This is a genomic window from Ramlibacter aquaticus (genome assembly GCF_015159745.1).
GTDB classification, from domain to species: Bacteria; Pseudomonadota; Gammaproteobacteria; order Burkholderiales; family Burkholderiaceae_C; genus Ramlibacter; species Ramlibacter aquaticus.
Genome location: NZ_JADDOJ010000022.1, coordinates 37,018 through 49,682, shown reverse-complemented (window position 1 = coordinate 49,682; position 12,665 = coordinate 37,018). Strand labels below are relative to the sequence as shown.

Below are 12,665 nucleotides of genomic sequence, written 5' to 3'. Positions count from 1 at the left end.
ACCCCCACGCCCCCTCCCGCCCGGGCTGCCCAAGCGCAGCCCGGGCGGGCTTGCGTTCGAGACGGCCCGCGGGGCCGTTTTTCATTTCATGGCGTGAAGCTGGTTTTCTGGAGGTGATGCGGGGCATTCCGGGGTCAGCGCGGCCAGTCGCTGGGCCCCTGTGCATGAGGCGGAAATCGGTTGCTTTTCGCGGGGGCCGGGCGCATAGTGATTTCACGAGCAAGTTTCCAAGGTTCGGCGCACGCCGACGGCATCCCCAGGCGTCGCCCTTTCCCCCGTCCTTACAGGAGGCCTTTTCCATGAACTTGACGATCAGCGGTCACCACCTCGAAGTCACCCCCGCGCTGAGAAGCTACGTGACCACCAAGCTCGATCGGATCACCCGCCATTTCGACCAGGTCGTGGACATCCGCGTCCTGCTCACGGTGGAAAAGCAGAAGGAGAAGGAACGACGACAGCGGGCCGAGTGCAAGATCCACGTGAAGGGCAACGACATGTTCGCCGAGAGCTCGCACGAGGACCTGTACGCCGCCCTGGACGAACTGGTGGACAAGCTCGACCGCCAGGTGGGCAAGCACAAGACCCGGCTGCAGGACCACCACCACGACGCGCCCAAGCGCGTCATGTGACGGATCAAGCCGCGAAAAAGGCGCCTTCTGGGCGCCTTTTTCGTTCTCGGGGGAAACCCGTGGCTGGGGTGCATAATCCGGCAGCCTCACCATGAATCGCCTCGCGTCCATCCTGCCTGCCGCTCAAGTGCTCGTGAGCGTCGAAGCCACCAGCAAGAAGCGTGCATTCGAGGAGGCGGGCCTGCTCTTCGAAAACCTGCACGGCCTCTCCCGCGCGCTCATCACCGACAGCCTGTTCGCGCGCGAGCGCCTGGGCTCGACCGGCCTGGGCCATGGCGTGGCCATTCCCCACGGCCGCATCAAGGGCCTGAAGGCGCCCATGGCCGCGCTGTTCCAGCTGGCCCAGCCGATCGGCTTCGACGCCCCGGATGAGCAGCCGGTGTCGCTGCTGATCTTCCTCCTGGTGCCGGAGGCGGCGACCCAGAAGCACCTGGAGATCCTGTCCGAGATCGCCGAGCTGCTCAGCGACGCGCCGCTGCGCGAGAAGATGAAGTCCTGCACCGATGCGGCCGAGCTGCACGGCCTGATCGACCGCTGGCAGTCCGCCCAGGTGCAGTGAAGCCCACCGTCGTCAGCGCCGACGTCCTGTTCGAGGAGCATCGCGGCACCTTGAAGTGGGAGTGGGTGGCGGGGCTGGGCGCTTCCGAGCGCCGCTTCGACGAGGTGGCGGTCCGCGCGGCGCGCTCCGGCGCCGACCTGGTCGGCTACCTCAACTACATCCATCCCTACCGGGTGCAGATCCTTGGCGAACGCGAGGTGGCCTACCTCAGCAACGCCACGCCCGAGGACTGCGCCCGCCGTATCTCGCGCATCGTCACGCTGGAGCCGCCGGTGCTGGTGCTGACCGACGGCCAGCAGGCGCCGGACGCGCTGCTGTCCATGTGCGAGCGTGCGCAGATCCCGATGTTCGCCACCCGCGAGCCCTCGGCCTTCGTCATCGACGTGCTGCGCGCCTACCTGTCCAAGCACTTCGCCGAGCGCACCTCCATGCACGGCGTGTTCATGGACATCCTGGGCCTGGGCGTGCTGATCACCGGCGAATCCGGCCTGGGCAAGAGCGAATTGGGGCTGGAGCTGATCTCGCGCGGCAACGGCCTGGTGGCCGACGACGCGGTCGACCTCTACCGCATCAACCACACCACCATCGAGGGCCGCTGCCCCGAGCTGCTGCAGAACCTGCTGGAGGTTCGCGGCATCGGCCTGCTGGACATACGCGCCATCTTTGGCGAGACGGCGGTGCGCCGCAAGATGCGGCTGCGCCTCATCGTGCACCTGGTGCGGCGCGAGACGCTGGAGCGCGAGTACGAGCGCCTGCCCTATGAGCCGCTGACCCAGGACGTGCTGGGGGTGCCGGTGCGCAAGGCGGTGATCCAGGTGGTGGCCGGCCGCAACATCGCCGTGCTGGTCGAGGCGGCGGTGCGCAACACCATCCTGCAGCTGCGCGGGGTGGACACCTACCAGGAGTTCGTCGAGCGCCACCGGCGCGCCATGGAAAAGGGCGGCTGAGCTGCGCGCTCAGCGCGGCCGGTTCGGGCAGGGCGACTTGGTGCAGTGCGCGTACAGGCTCAGCGCATGTTCCTGGATGCGGAAGCCCTTGGCCATGGCGACGTCGTTCTGGCGCCGCTCGATCTCCGCGTCGTAGAACTCCTCCACCCGGCCGCAGTCCAGGCACACGAGGTGGTCGTGGTGGGTGCCCTCGTTCAGCTCGTACACCGCCTTGCCGCTCTCGAAGTGGCTGCGACTGAGGATGCCGGCCTGCTCGAACTGCGTCAGCACGCGGTAGACCGTGGCCAGGCCGATGTCCGACCGCTCCTCCAGCAGGACGCGGAACACGTCCTCCGCGGTCATGTGCCGCTGGCCGCCCTTCTGGAAGACATCCAGGATCTTGAGCCGCGGCAGGGTGGCCTTCAGCCCGGTGTTCTTGAGTTCGTCGATATTGGCCATGCTGCGCTAGGAAAGGGTCCCGCGGGACCCTGCCGCTACAATCGTCGGATCATATCGCCAGCGTCCCGCCCATGCCCGTTTCAACCCGCCGCGCCCTCGTTTCCGTGCTGTGCGCCTCAGCGGCCCTGGCCGGTTGCGGCGGCCTCGACAGCGTCAGCTACCGCATCGCCAATTCGATCACGCCCTACAAGATCGAGGTGGTGCAGGGCAACTTCGTGTCGCGTGAGCAGGTCGAGGCGCTCAAGCCCGGCATGACGCGCCAGCAGGTGCGCGACATCCTGGGCACGCCTCTGCTGACGGACGCCTTCCACGCCGACCGCTGGGATTACGTCTTCACGCTCAAGCGCCAGGGCGTGCCCCCGCAGGAGCGCCGCCTGGCGGTGTTCTTCAAGGGCGACGCGTTCGAGCGCGCCGACGGCGACACCATGCCCAGCGAAGCCGAGTTCGTCGCCTCGCTGGACAACCGCCGCCTCAACGCCAAGGTGCCTCCGCTGGAGGCCACGCCCGAGCAGCTGCAGAAGTTCGCCGCCGAGAACCGCGGCAAGGCCGAGCCTGCCGCCGCCGCAGCCTCCGCCTCCGCCGCGGCAGCCGCCGCCGCGGCAGCCGCCGCCGCACCCGCCCCGACCCGCAGCTACCCGCCGCTCGAGGCGGGCGCGCGCTGACCCTTCTTCCCATGGCCACCACCGTTTCCCACCGCGTCGCCGTCGCCGGCGCCAGCGGCCGCATGGGGCAGATGCTGATCGAGGCCATCCGTGCCTCGGGCGACTGCGTCCTCGCGGGCGCCCTCGATGTCCCCGCCAGCCACGCCATCGGCAACGACGCCGCCGCCTTCCTGGGCCACGCCTCGGGCGTGCCCGTCACGGCCGACCCCAAGGCGGGCATCGCCCAGTCCGAAGTCCTGATCGATTTCACCCGGCCCGAGGGCACGCTGGCCCACCTGCAGGCCTGCCGCGAGCGCGGGGTGAACATGGTCATAGGCACCACCGGCTTCACCGAGCACCAGAAGGCGCAGGTGCAGGACTACGCCCGCGACATCGCCATCGTCATGGCGCCCAACATGAGCGTGGGCGTGAACGTCACCCTCAAGCTGCTGGAGATGGCCGCGAAATCGCTGGCCAGCGGCTACGACATCGAGGTCATCGAGGCGCACCACCGCCACAAGGTCGACGCCCCCTCCGGCACCGCGCTGAAGATGGGCGAGGTGATCGCCCAGGCCCTGGGCCGTGACCTGAAGGACTGCGCGGTCTACGCCCGCGAAGGCGTCACCGGCGAGCGCGACCCGTCCACCATCGGCTTCTCCAGCATCCGCGGCGGCGACATCGTCGGCGACCACACGGTGCTCTTCGCCGGCACGGGCGAGCGCATCGAGATCACGCACAAATCCGCCAGCCGCGCCACCTACGCCCAGGGCAGCCTGCGCGCGGTGCGCTTCCTGGCCGGCAAGCGCAGCGGGCTGTTCGACATGTTCGACGTGCTCGGCCTGCGATGAGCCTGCCCGAGCTCTTCACCCAGGGCGACGCGGTCACGAAGTTCGTGGCGGTGCTCCTGCTCCTGATGTCGGTGGCGAGCTGGGTGATCATCCTCTGGAAGCTGCGCCTGCTGGCCCGCGCCGGCCGCGACGTGGCCCGCAGCACGGCGGCCTTCTGGCAGGCGCCCAGCCTGGCCGAAGGCCGAGAACGCGCCGCCGCGCTCGACCGGGAGGCGCTGGTCGCGCCCCTGATCGATGCTACCGGCAACCCGGCGGCCGGCTCGCTCGCCGCCACCGGCGACCGCTCCCAGCAGCTCACCCGGCTGCTGCGCGACGCGCTGCACCGCGTGCTGAACCGGCTGCAGTTCGGCCAGGTGCTGCTGGCCACGGTGGGCTCCACGGCCCCCTTCGTCGGCCTGCTGGGCACGGTCTGGGGCATCTACCACGCGCTCACCAGCATCACCGGCGGCGGCCAGGTCGGCATCGACAAGGTCGCCGGCCCGGTCGGCGAGGCGCTCATCATGACGGCCGCCGGCCTGGCGGTGGCCATCCCCGCCGTGCTGGGCTACAACATCTTCGGCCGGCTGATCGGCCGCATCGAGGCCGACCTCGAAGGCTTCGCGCGCGACCTGCGCGAGCTGCTGGTGGGCCACGGCGTGGCCTCGCCGGAGGCCCGCCCATGAGCTTCGGCCGGCTGGAGCGCAGCCCCGGTCCGCAGCCCATGAGCGAGATCAACGTCACCCCGCTGGTGGACGTGATGCTGGTGCTGGTGGTGATCTTCATCCTCACGGCGCCGCTGCTGGCCAGCTCGATCCGGCTGGACCTGCCTCGCAGCGACGCGGCCCGGCCCGCGGACGCACCCAAGTTCGTCACCCTGGTGCTGGACCGTCAGGGCGCCGCCTTCCTGAACGACCAGCCGGTCACGCGCGAGCAATTGGCCGGGCGCCTGGCCGCGGCCGCCCAGGCCAGCCCGGACACCGAGGTGCAGCTGCGCGCCGACCGGGCCGTGCCCTACGGCCAGGTGCTGGCCGTGATCGGGTTGGCCCAGAAGGCCGGGCTGAACCGGATCGGCTTCGTCGCCGACCCCACGGCCGAGCCGGCCGCCGCCGGAGCGGCCGCGGCGGGCCCGCAGGCCGCCCCCGCCACGGCAGCCGCCCGCTAGCCGGGCCGTAGAATCGCCTGACAAGCCGGCACCCTGCCGGCCTCTTTTCCTATGCAAGACAAATACCAACCCACCGAGGTCGAGCGTTCGGCGCAGGCGCACTGGAACGCCCGCGACGCGTACCGCGTGGTCGAAGACGCGAGCAGGAAGAAGTTCTACGCCTGTTCCATGCTGCCCTACCCCAGCGGCAAGCTGCACATGGGCCACGTGCGCAACTACACGATCAACGACATGCTCACCCGGCACCTGCGCATGAAGGGCTACAACGTCCTCATGCCCATGGGCTGGGACGCCTTCGGCCTGCCTGCCGAGAACGCCGCCATGAAGAACGGCGTGCCGCCGGCGAAGTGGACCTACGACAACATCGCCTACATGAAGAAGCAGATGCAGGCGATGGGGCTGGCCATCGACTGGTCGCGCGAAGTCGCCACCTGCGACCCCGGCTACTACAAGTGGAACCAGTGGCTGTTCCTGAAGATGCTGGAGAAGGGCATCGCCTACCGCAAGACCCAGGTCGTCAACTGGGACCCGGTGGACCAGACCGTGCTGGCCAACGAGCAGGTGATCGATGGCAAGGGCTGGCGCACCGGCGCCGTAGTCGAGAAGCGCGAGATCCCCGGCTACTACCTGAAGATCACCGACTACGCCCAGGAACTGCTGGACCACGTGCAGCACCAGCTCCCGGGCTGGCCCGAGCGCGTGAAGCTGATGCAGGAGAACTGGATCGGCCGCAGCGAGGGCGTGCGCTTCGCCTTCCCGCATGACATCCGGGGCGAGGACGGCGAGCCGATCGGCGGCGGGCGCATGTACGTGTTCACCACGCGCGCCGACACCATCATGGGCGTCACCTTCTGCGCCGTGGCGCCCGAGCACCCGCTGGCGGCCCACGCCGCGAAGACCAACCCCAGGCTCGCGCAGTTCATCGAGGACTGCAAGAAGGGCGGCACCACGGAAGCCGAGCTGGCCCTGCGCGAGAAGGAGGGCATGCCCACGGGCCTGCAGGTGCTGCACCCGCTGACCGGCGACCCGGTGGACGTGTGGGTGGGCAACTACGTGCTCATGGGCTACGGCGACGGCGCCGTGATGGGCGTGCCCGGCCATGACGAGCGCGACTTCGCTTTCGCGCTGAAGTACGACCTGCCCATCATGCAGGTGGTGCACGTGGATGGCCAGGAATACGACTACCACCGCTGGCAGGACTGGTACGGCGACAAGGAACGCGGCGTCACCATCAACTCCGATGTGTTCAGCGGCCTCTCGTACAAGGAGGCGGTCAACGCGGTGGCGCACAAGCTGGCCGAGAAGGGCCTGGGCGAGAAGAAGGTCACCTGGCGGCTGCGCGACTGGGGCGTGAGCCGCCAGCGCTACTGGGGCACCCCCATCCCCATCATCCACTGCGAGACGCACGGCGCCGTGCCCGTGCCCTACCAGGACCTGCCGGTGGTGCTGCCGCAGGACTGCGTGCCCGACGGCAGCGGCAACCCGCTGAACAGGCGCGAGGACTTCCTGGCCTGCCAGTGCCCGGTGTGCGGCAAGCCCGCCCGGCGCGAGACCGACACCATGGACACCTTCGTGGATTCGTCCTGGTACTACATGCGCTACTGCGACCCGCGCAACGAGGCCGGGATGGTGGGCGAGGGCGCCGCGTACTGGATGCCCATGGACCAGTACATCGGCGGCATCGAGCACGCGATCCTGCACCTGCTGTACGCGCGCTTCTGGACCAAGGTCATGCGCGACCTGGGCCTGGTCAAGGTCGACGAGCCCTTCACCAAGCTGCTCACGCAGGGCATGGTGCTCAACGAGGCCTTCTCGCGCACCGGCGAGAAGGCCGGCAAGCAGTACTACTGGACGCACGAGCTGGACATCGTGCGCGACGAGCATGCCAAGGTCTTGTCGGCCACCGCCAAGGCCGACGGCCTGCCGGTCACCTACGAGGGCTGGACGACCATGTCCAAGTCCAAGAACAACGGCGTCGACCCGCAGGACCTGATCGAGAAGTACGGCGCCGACACCTCGCGCCTGTACACCATGTTCACCGCTCCGCCGGAGGCCACGCTGGAGTGGAACGACGCCGCACTGGAAGGCTCCTACCGCTTCCTGCGCCGCGTCTGGGCCTTCGGCGTGAAGCTGGCCGGCCTGCCGGCGGACGGCGGCGGCGCCCCCGGTGCCCAGGCCAAGGCCCTGCGGCGCGAGCTGCACGGCGTGCTGCGCCAGGTCGACTACGACTACCAGCGCATGCAGTACAATACCGTGGTCTCGGGCGCCATGAAGATGCTCAACGCGCTGGAGGACTTCAAGGCCCTGGCCGAGCCCGGCGCGCAGGCCGTTCTGCGCGAGGGCTTCTCCATCCTGCTGCGCGTGCTGTACCCGGCGACGCCGCACATCACGCAGGTGCTCTGGCAGGAGCTCGGCTACGCCAGCGCGCACGGCGAGCTGCTGGACGCGCCCTGGCCCGAGGTCGACGAGTCCGCCATGGTGCAGGACGAGATCGAGCTGGTGCTGCAGGTCAACGGCAAGCTGCGCGGTGCCATCCGCGTGCCGGCTGCCGCGACCCGCGAACAGATCGAGGCGGCGGCCGTGGCCAGCGAGGCCTTCACGGCCCATGCGGCCGGGGCGGTACCCAAGAAGGTGATCGTGGTCCCCGGCCGCCTGGTCAACGTGGTGGTGTGATGCGCCGCCGCGCACTGGCCACCCTCCCGCTGGCGCTGGCCGTGGCCGGCTGTGGCTTCCAGCTGCGCGGCGCCTACACCTTCCCCTTCGGCAGCATCCTGGTGGCCGGCCTGCCCGGCTCCGCGGTCTCGCGCGACCTGCGCAAGGCCCTGGCCGATGCCGGCGTCAAGGTCCTGCCCGAGGGCAGCGCGCCGGCCCAGGCCCAGGTGGTGCTGGACATCCCGGTCGAGCGGCGCGAGAAGGTGGTGGTCGGCCTGAGCGCGGCCGGCCAGGTGACCGAGTTCGAGCTGCGCCTGCGGCTGTCCATCCGCCTGCGCACCCCGCAGGGCAAGGAGCTGCTGCCCAGCACCGAGCTGCTGCAGTCGCGCGACATCAGCTACTCGGAGACTTACGCGCTGGCCAAGGAGCAGGAGGAGAACCTGCTCTACCGGGACATGCAGAACGACCTGGTGCAGCAGATCCTGCGCCGCCTGTCGACGGTGAAGATCGCCTGAGACGGCGGCCATGCAGCTGGACCGCGCCGACCTGAAGCTGCTCGAGCTGCTGCAGCGGGACGGCCGGGCCACGGTGCAGTCGCTGTCCGAGGCCATCCACCTCTCGGCCCGTGCCACGCTCAACCGGGTGCGCCGGCTGGAGGCCGCGGGCGTCATCGAGGGCTATCGTGCGCTGGTGCGCCGCAGTGCGCTGGGCGAGCACATCGGCGTGTTCGCGGAGATCGCGCTCAAGGACCAGCGCCAGGCGGTGGTGCAGCGCTTCGAGCGACGCATGGCCGCCGCGCCCGAGGTGCTGGGCTGCTGGGTGGTGAGCGGGCGCTACGACTACCTGGTGCGCATCGCCTGCGCCGACCTCGAGACCTACAACCGGCTGATCAACGTCTGGCTGGACGACAGCGCACTGGGCGTGGAGAAGATCGTCACCAATGTCGAGCTGCAGACGGTGAAGGAATTTGCCGGCTTTCCCTTGCCGGGCACCACGCTTCCGAAACGGAAGTGAACCGCGGTTGACTCGTCGGTTGCGGCTGCCGTGCCCGCGACGATGCACCACCTCCGCCGCCGGGGCGGTCCTAGACTGGTCCCACAACCAAGGGAGACCCACATGGACGCCAACCGGCCGGCCGCCAGCACCTTCTTCGTCGACAAGGAGGCCCGTTTCGGGGCCCGCAACTACCACCCCGTCCCGGTCGTGGTGGAGCGTGCCCTGGACTGCCGCGTGTGGGACGTGGAGGGCCGCGAGTACATCGACATGATGAGTGCGTATTCCGCCGTCAGCCACGGCCACCTGCACCCTCGGCTGGTCGCCGCGCTGCAGCGCCAGCTCGGCAAGGTGGCGGTCACGTCCCGGGCCTACCACGGCACCACGCTGGGCCCCTTCCTGGAGAAGCTGTGCGCCGTCTCCGGCTTCGAGCGGGCGCTGCCCATGAACACCGGCGCCGAGGCCGTGGAGACCGCGATCAAGTGCGCGCGCCGCTTCGGCCACCTGCGGCGCGGCATCCCGGATGGGCAGCAGCGCATCCTGGTGGCACGCGGCAACTTCCACGGCCGCACCAGCACCATCGTGGGCTTCTCCAGCGAGCCCGCGTACCGCGCCGGCTTCGGCCCGTTCGCCGACGGCTTCGACGCCTTCGACTTCGGCGACATGGACAGCGTGCGTGCGGCGACCACGGCCCACAGCTGCGCCGTGCTGGTCGAGCCCATCCAGGGCGAAGCCGGAGTGCTGCTGCCGCCGCCCGGCTTCTTCCAGGCCTTGCGGGCCTGGTGCGACGAGAAGGGCCTGCTGCTCATCATCGACGAGGTGCAGGCGGGCCTGGGCCGCACCGGCCGCCTGTTCGCGTTCGAGCACGAGGGCGTGCGGCCCGACGCGCTCATCCTCGGCAAGGCGCTGGGCGGCGGGCTGCTGCCGGTGAGCGCCTTCCTGGCTGACGCGCGGGTGATGGACGTGTTCGACCCCGGCAGCCACGGCTCCACCTTCGGCGGCAATGCGCTGGCCGCGGCAGTGGCCCTGGAGGCGCTGCAGGTGCTGGAGGACGAACAGCTGGTGGAGCGCAGCGCGCGGCTGGGCGAGCACCTGCGTGGCGCGCTGCAGGCCGTGATGGACGAGAGCGGCGGCCTGGTGCGCGCCGTGCGCGGGCGCGGGCTCTGGGTGGGCGTGGACGTGGACCCGGCGCTGGCCAGCGCGCGCGCCCTGGTCGAGGCCCTGGCCCAGCGCGGCGTGCTCTCCAAGGAGACCCACGAGACCGTGATCCGCTTCGCGCCGCCGCTCACGATCACGCGCGCGCTGGTCGACCAGGCCGTGGCGGCCTTCCGCGAGGTGGTGCTCGAGCAACGCGCGGCCTGTGCTATCAAAAAAGGAGCTTCCCAGGCCATGGCCGAGGTGGCCGCCGCGGCTTAAACTCGGGGGATGCAGCTCGCCCCGGCCCAACTCGCGAACCACCTGCAGAAGGGCCTGCGCTCGCTCTATGTGCTGCACGGCGACGAGCCGCTCCTGGTGCAGGAGGCGTCCGATGCGATCCGCGCCACGGCACGCGCCCAGGGCTTCTCCGAGCGCACGGTGCATACCGTCGCCGGCGCGCACTTCGACTGGAGCGAGGTGCTGGCGGCCGGCGGTTCGCTGAGCCTGTTCGCGGACCGCCAGATCGTGGAAGTACGCATCCCCAGCGGCAAGCCCGGCAAGGAAGGCAGCGCCGCCATCCAGCAGCTGGCCGAGCAGGCCGTGGGCAACGACAGCATGCTCTTCCTGTTCCTGCTGCCCCGGCTGGACCGCATGACGCGCAACGGCGCGTGGTTCGGCGCGCTGGAGGCGCACGGCGTGTCCGTCCAGCTGGAGCCCGTGGAGCGCGCCGCCCTGCCGCAGTGGATCGCCCAGCGCCTGGCGCGCCAGGGCCAGCGCGTCGCCGCCGGCGACGAGGGCCAGCGCACCCTGCAGTTCTTCGCCGACCGGGTCGAGGGCAACCTGCTGGCCGCCCACCAGGAGATCCAGAAGCTGGGCCTGCTCTTCCCCGAGGGCGAACTCGGCTTCGAGCAGGTCGAGGGCGCGGTGCTCAACGTGGCGCGCTACGACGTGTTCAAGCTGTCCGAGGCCGTGCTGGCCGGGCAGGTGCAGCGCGTGCAGCGCATGCTGGACGGGCTGCGCGCCGAAGGCGAGGCCGAGGTGCTGGTGCACTACACCCTGGCCGAGGACATCCGCGCGCTCAAGCGCGTGAAGGACGCCATGGACCAGGGCCGGCCGCTGCCCATGGCCCTGCGCGAGCAGCGCGTCTGGGGCCTGAAGGAGCGTCTGTTCGAGCGCGTGCTGCCCCGGCTGTCGGCCGTGGCCCTGGACAACCTGCTCTACTCCGCCCACCTGGTGGACGGCATCGTGAAGGGCCTGAAGGCGCCCGGCTGGCCCACCGACGGCTGGCAGGCGCTGCAGCGGCTGGCCCTGGGCCTGTGCATGGAGTGCGTGCCGGGCGCCCGGGGGCCGGCCAAGGGATAATCGGGGCGTGAACGCCCTGAACGTTTCGGAATACATGCAGACGCTCGGCCTGCAGGCCCGCCAGGCCTCGGCCGCGATGGCGCGCGCCGACGCCGCCACCCGCAGCCGCGCCCTGCGCGCCCTGGCCGCGCTGCTGCGCGCCAATGTCGACGCCTTGCAGCAGGACAACGCCCGCGACATCGCGCGCGCCGAGGCCGCCGGCCTGGCCGCGCCCATGGTCGACCGGCTCAAGCTCACGCCCAAGGTGATCGCCACCGTGGCCGAGGGCTGCGAGCAGCTCGCCACCATGCCGGACGTGATCGGCGAGATCAGCGGCATGCGCCAGCAGCCCAGCGGCATCCGCGTCGGCCAGATGCGCGTGCCCATCGGGGTCTTCGGCATGATCTACGAGAGCCGGCCCAACGTCACCATCGAGGCCGCCAGCCTGTCGATCAAGAGCGGCAACGCCTGCATCCTGCGCGGCGGCTCGGAGGCGATCGACTCCAACAAGGCGCTGGCCCGCCTGGTGCAGCAGGCTCTGGCCGAGGCCGGCCTGCCGCAGGACGCGGTGCAGCTGGTGCAGACCACCGACCGCGAGGCCGTGGGCCAGCTCATCACCATGCCCCAGTACGTGGACGTGGTGATCCCGCGCGGTGGCAAGGGCCTGATCGAGCGCATCAGCCGCGACGCCAAGGTGCCGGTGATCAAGCACCTGGACGGCAACTGCCACGTCTACGTGGACGACTCCGCCGACCTGGACATGGCCGTGCGCATCGTCGACAACGCCAAGACCCAGAAGTACAGCCCCTGCAACGCGGCCGAGAGCCTGCTGGTGGCGCGCAGCGTCGCCGGGCGCTTCCTGCCGCGCATCGCGGCCGTGTTCGCCGCCAAGGGCGTGGAGATGCGCACCGATGCCGGCGCCGCCGCCCTGGTCGGGCCGGTGCCCGGCGCGCGCGTGGCGCCCGCCACCGAGCAGGACTGGTACGAGGAATACCTCGCGCCCATCATCAGCATCAAGCTGGTCGACGGCCTGGACGAGGCCATCGCCCACATCAACCGCTACGGCAGCCACCACACCGACGCCATCGTCACGCGCGACCACATGCACGCGCAGCGCTTCCTGCGCGAGGTCGATTCGGCCAGCGTCATGGTGAACACCAGTCCCCGCTTCGCCGATGGCTTCGAGTACGGGCTGGGGGCGGAGATCGGCATCAGCACCGACAAGTTCCATGCCCGCGGCCCGGTGGGCATCGAGGGCCTGACCTCGCTCAAGTGGGTGGTGCTGGGCAACGGCGAACTGCGCACCTGATCGCAGGGCCGGCCGCGGCTCGGGCATCCA

14 protein-coding genes are annotated in these 12,665 nt (G+C 70.2%); 13 read left to right on the top strand and 1 reads right to left on the bottom strand.

The annotated features are described in order from the left end of the window. Positions 1-299 precede the first annotated feature (299 nt). From hpf to hprK, 3 genes are all read left to right on the top strand, one after another. Positions 300-629 carry a ribosome hibernation-promoting factor, HPF/YfiA family gene (hpf, locus tag IM725_RS07690; RefSeq protein ID WP_193779990.1) on the top strand — a complete coding sequence of 110 codons (330 nt, stop codon included), beginning with the start codon at positions 300-302 and terminating at the stop codon, positions 627-629. 91 nt (positions 630-720) lie between these two features. Continuing rightward, positions 721-1,188: a PTS sugar transporter subunit IIA gene (locus IM725_RS07685; protein WP_193779989.1), complete on the top strand. Its 468-nt coding sequence runs from the start codon at positions 721-723 to the stop codon at positions 1,186-1,188. Further along, positions 1,185-2,135, top strand: a complete 951-nt coding sequence (hprK, locus tag IM725_RS07680) for an HPr(Ser) kinase/phosphatase (protein WP_193779988.1) — start codon at positions 1,185-1,187, stop codon at positions 2,133-2,135. Before IM725_RS07685 ends, hprK begins: the two co-directional genes overlap by 4 nt. Before the next feature lie 9 nt (positions 2,136-2,144). Here the strand turns inward: hprK and fur are convergent, their stop codons facing one another. After that, a complete protein-coding gene (gene fur / locus IM725_RS07675) occupies positions 2,145-2,573 on the bottom strand; it encodes a ferric iron uptake transcriptional regulator (RefSeq protein ID WP_193779987.1) in 429 nt (142 codons plus the stop codon). A 71-nt stretch (positions 2,574-2,644) separates the two neighbouring features. On the opposite strand from fur, the gene IM725_RS07670 reads away from it, so the two are divergent. The 10 genes from IM725_RS07670 (at position 2,645) to IM725_RS07625 (ending at position 12,635) form a co-directional block, all read left to right on the top strand. After that, positions 2,645-3,235 (top strand): outer membrane protein assembly factor BamE, encoded by a 591-nt coding sequence (locus tag IM725_RS07670; RefSeq protein WP_193779986.1) that lies wholly within the window; start codon positions 2,645-2,647, stop codon positions 3,233-3,235. 11 nt (positions 3,236-3,246) lie between these two features. Next, on the top strand, positions 3,247-4,062 hold the full coding sequence (gene dapB / locus IM725_RS07665; protein ID WP_193779985.1) for a 4-hydroxy-tetrahydrodipicolinate reductase: 816 nt from the start codon (positions 3,247-3,249) through the stop codon (positions 4,060-4,062). Next, positions 4,059-4,724 (top strand): MotA/TolQ/ExbB proton channel family protein, encoded by a 666-nt coding sequence (locus IM725_RS07660; protein ID WP_193779984.1) that lies wholly within the window; start codon positions 4,059-4,061, stop codon positions 4,722-4,724. Before dapB ends, IM725_RS07660 begins: the two co-directional genes overlap by 4 nt. Beyond that, a complete protein-coding gene (locus IM725_RS07655; RefSeq protein ID WP_193779983.1) occupies positions 4,721-5,203 on the top strand; it encodes an ExbD/TolR family protein in 483 nt (160 codons plus the stop codon). Before IM725_RS07660 ends, IM725_RS07655 begins: the two co-directional genes overlap by 4 nt. 51 nt (positions 5,204-5,254) lie before the next feature. Continuing rightward, the gene (leuS, locus tag IM725_RS07650) at positions 5,255-7,876 is read left to right on the top strand and encodes a leucine--tRNA ligase (RefSeq protein WP_193779982.1); all 2,622 of its coding nucleotides are present in this window, start codon (positions 5,255-5,257) and stop codon (positions 7,874-7,876) included. Continuing rightward, entirely contained in the window at positions 7,876-8,370 is a 495-nt protein-coding gene (locus IM725_RS07645; protein WP_193779981.1) for an LPS-assembly lipoprotein LptE, read from the top strand. Before leuS ends, IM725_RS07645 begins: the two co-directional genes overlap by 1 nt. Before the next feature lie 10 nt (positions 8,371-8,380). Then, positions 8,381-8,869 carry an Lrp/AsnC family transcriptional regulator gene (locus tag IM725_RS07640; protein WP_193779980.1) on the top strand — a complete coding sequence of 163 codons (489 nt, stop codon included), beginning with the start codon at positions 8,381-8,383 and terminating at the stop codon, positions 8,867-8,869. 102 nt (positions 8,870-8,971) lie between these two features. After that, entirely contained in the window at positions 8,972-10,264 is a 1,293-nt protein-coding gene (rocD, locus tag IM725_RS07635; RefSeq protein ID WP_193779979.1) for an ornithine--oxo-acid transaminase, read from the top strand. A 9-nt stretch (positions 10,265-10,273) separates the two neighbouring features. Then, positions 10,274-11,347 (top strand): DNA polymerase III subunit delta, encoded by a 1,074-nt coding sequence (gene holA, locus IM725_RS07630; protein WP_193779978.1) that lies wholly within the window; start codon positions 10,274-10,276, stop codon positions 11,345-11,347. Between the two features lie 7 nt (positions 11,348-11,354). Then, the gene (locus IM725_RS07625) at positions 11,355-12,635 is read left to right on the top strand and encodes a glutamate-5-semialdehyde dehydrogenase (RefSeq protein ID WP_193779977.1); all 1,281 of its coding nucleotides are present in this window, start codon (positions 11,355-11,357) and stop codon (positions 12,633-12,635) included. Positions 12,636-12,665 lie beyond the last annotated feature (30 nt).

Bases quoted from the DNA above. Each gene is read 5' to 3' on its own strand.
- hpf (WP_193779990.1), top strand. From the start codon at position 300: ATGAACTTGACGATCAGCGGTCACCACCTCGAAGTCACCCCCGCGCTG.
- IM725_RS07685 (WP_193779989.1), top strand. From the start codon at position 721: ATGAATCGCCTCGCGTCCATCCTGCCTGCCGCTCAAGTGCTCGTGAGC.
- fur (WP_193779987.1), bottom strand. From the start codon at position 2,573: ATGGCCAATATCGACGAACTCAAGAACACCGGGCTGAAGGCCACCCTG.
- IM725_RS07670 (WP_193779986.1), top strand. From the start codon at position 2,645: ATGCCCGTTTCAACCCGCCGCGCCCTCGTTTCCGTGCTGTGCGCCTCA.
- dapB (WP_193779985.1), top strand. From the start codon at position 3,247: ATGGCCACCACCGTTTCCCACCGCGTCGCCGTCGCCGGCGCCAGCGGC.
- IM725_RS07660 (WP_193779984.1), top strand. From the start codon at position 4,059: ATGAGCCTGCCCGAGCTCTTCACCCAGGGCGACGCGGTCACGAAGTTC.
- IM725_RS07655 (WP_193779983.1), top strand. From the start codon at position 4,721: ATGAGCTTCGGCCGGCTGGAGCGCAGCCCCGGTCCGCAGCCCATGAGC.
- leuS (WP_193779982.1), top strand. From the start codon at position 5,255: ATGCAAGACAAATACCAACCCACCGAGGTCGAGCGTTCGGCGCAGGCG.
- IM725_RS07645 (WP_193779981.1), top strand. From the start codon at position 7,876: ATGCGCCGCCGCGCACTGGCCACCCTCCCGCTGGCGCTGGCCGTGGCC.
- IM725_RS07640 (WP_193779980.1), top strand. From the start codon at position 8,381: ATGCAGCTGGACCGCGCCGACCTGAAGCTGCTCGAGCTGCTGCAGCGG.
- rocD (WP_193779979.1), top strand. From the start codon at position 8,972: ATGGACGCCAACCGGCCGGCCGCCAGCACCTTCTTCGTCGACAAGGAG.
- holA (WP_193779978.1), top strand. From the start codon at position 10,274: ATGCAGCTCGCCCCGGCCCAACTCGCGAACCACCTGCAGAAGGGCCTG.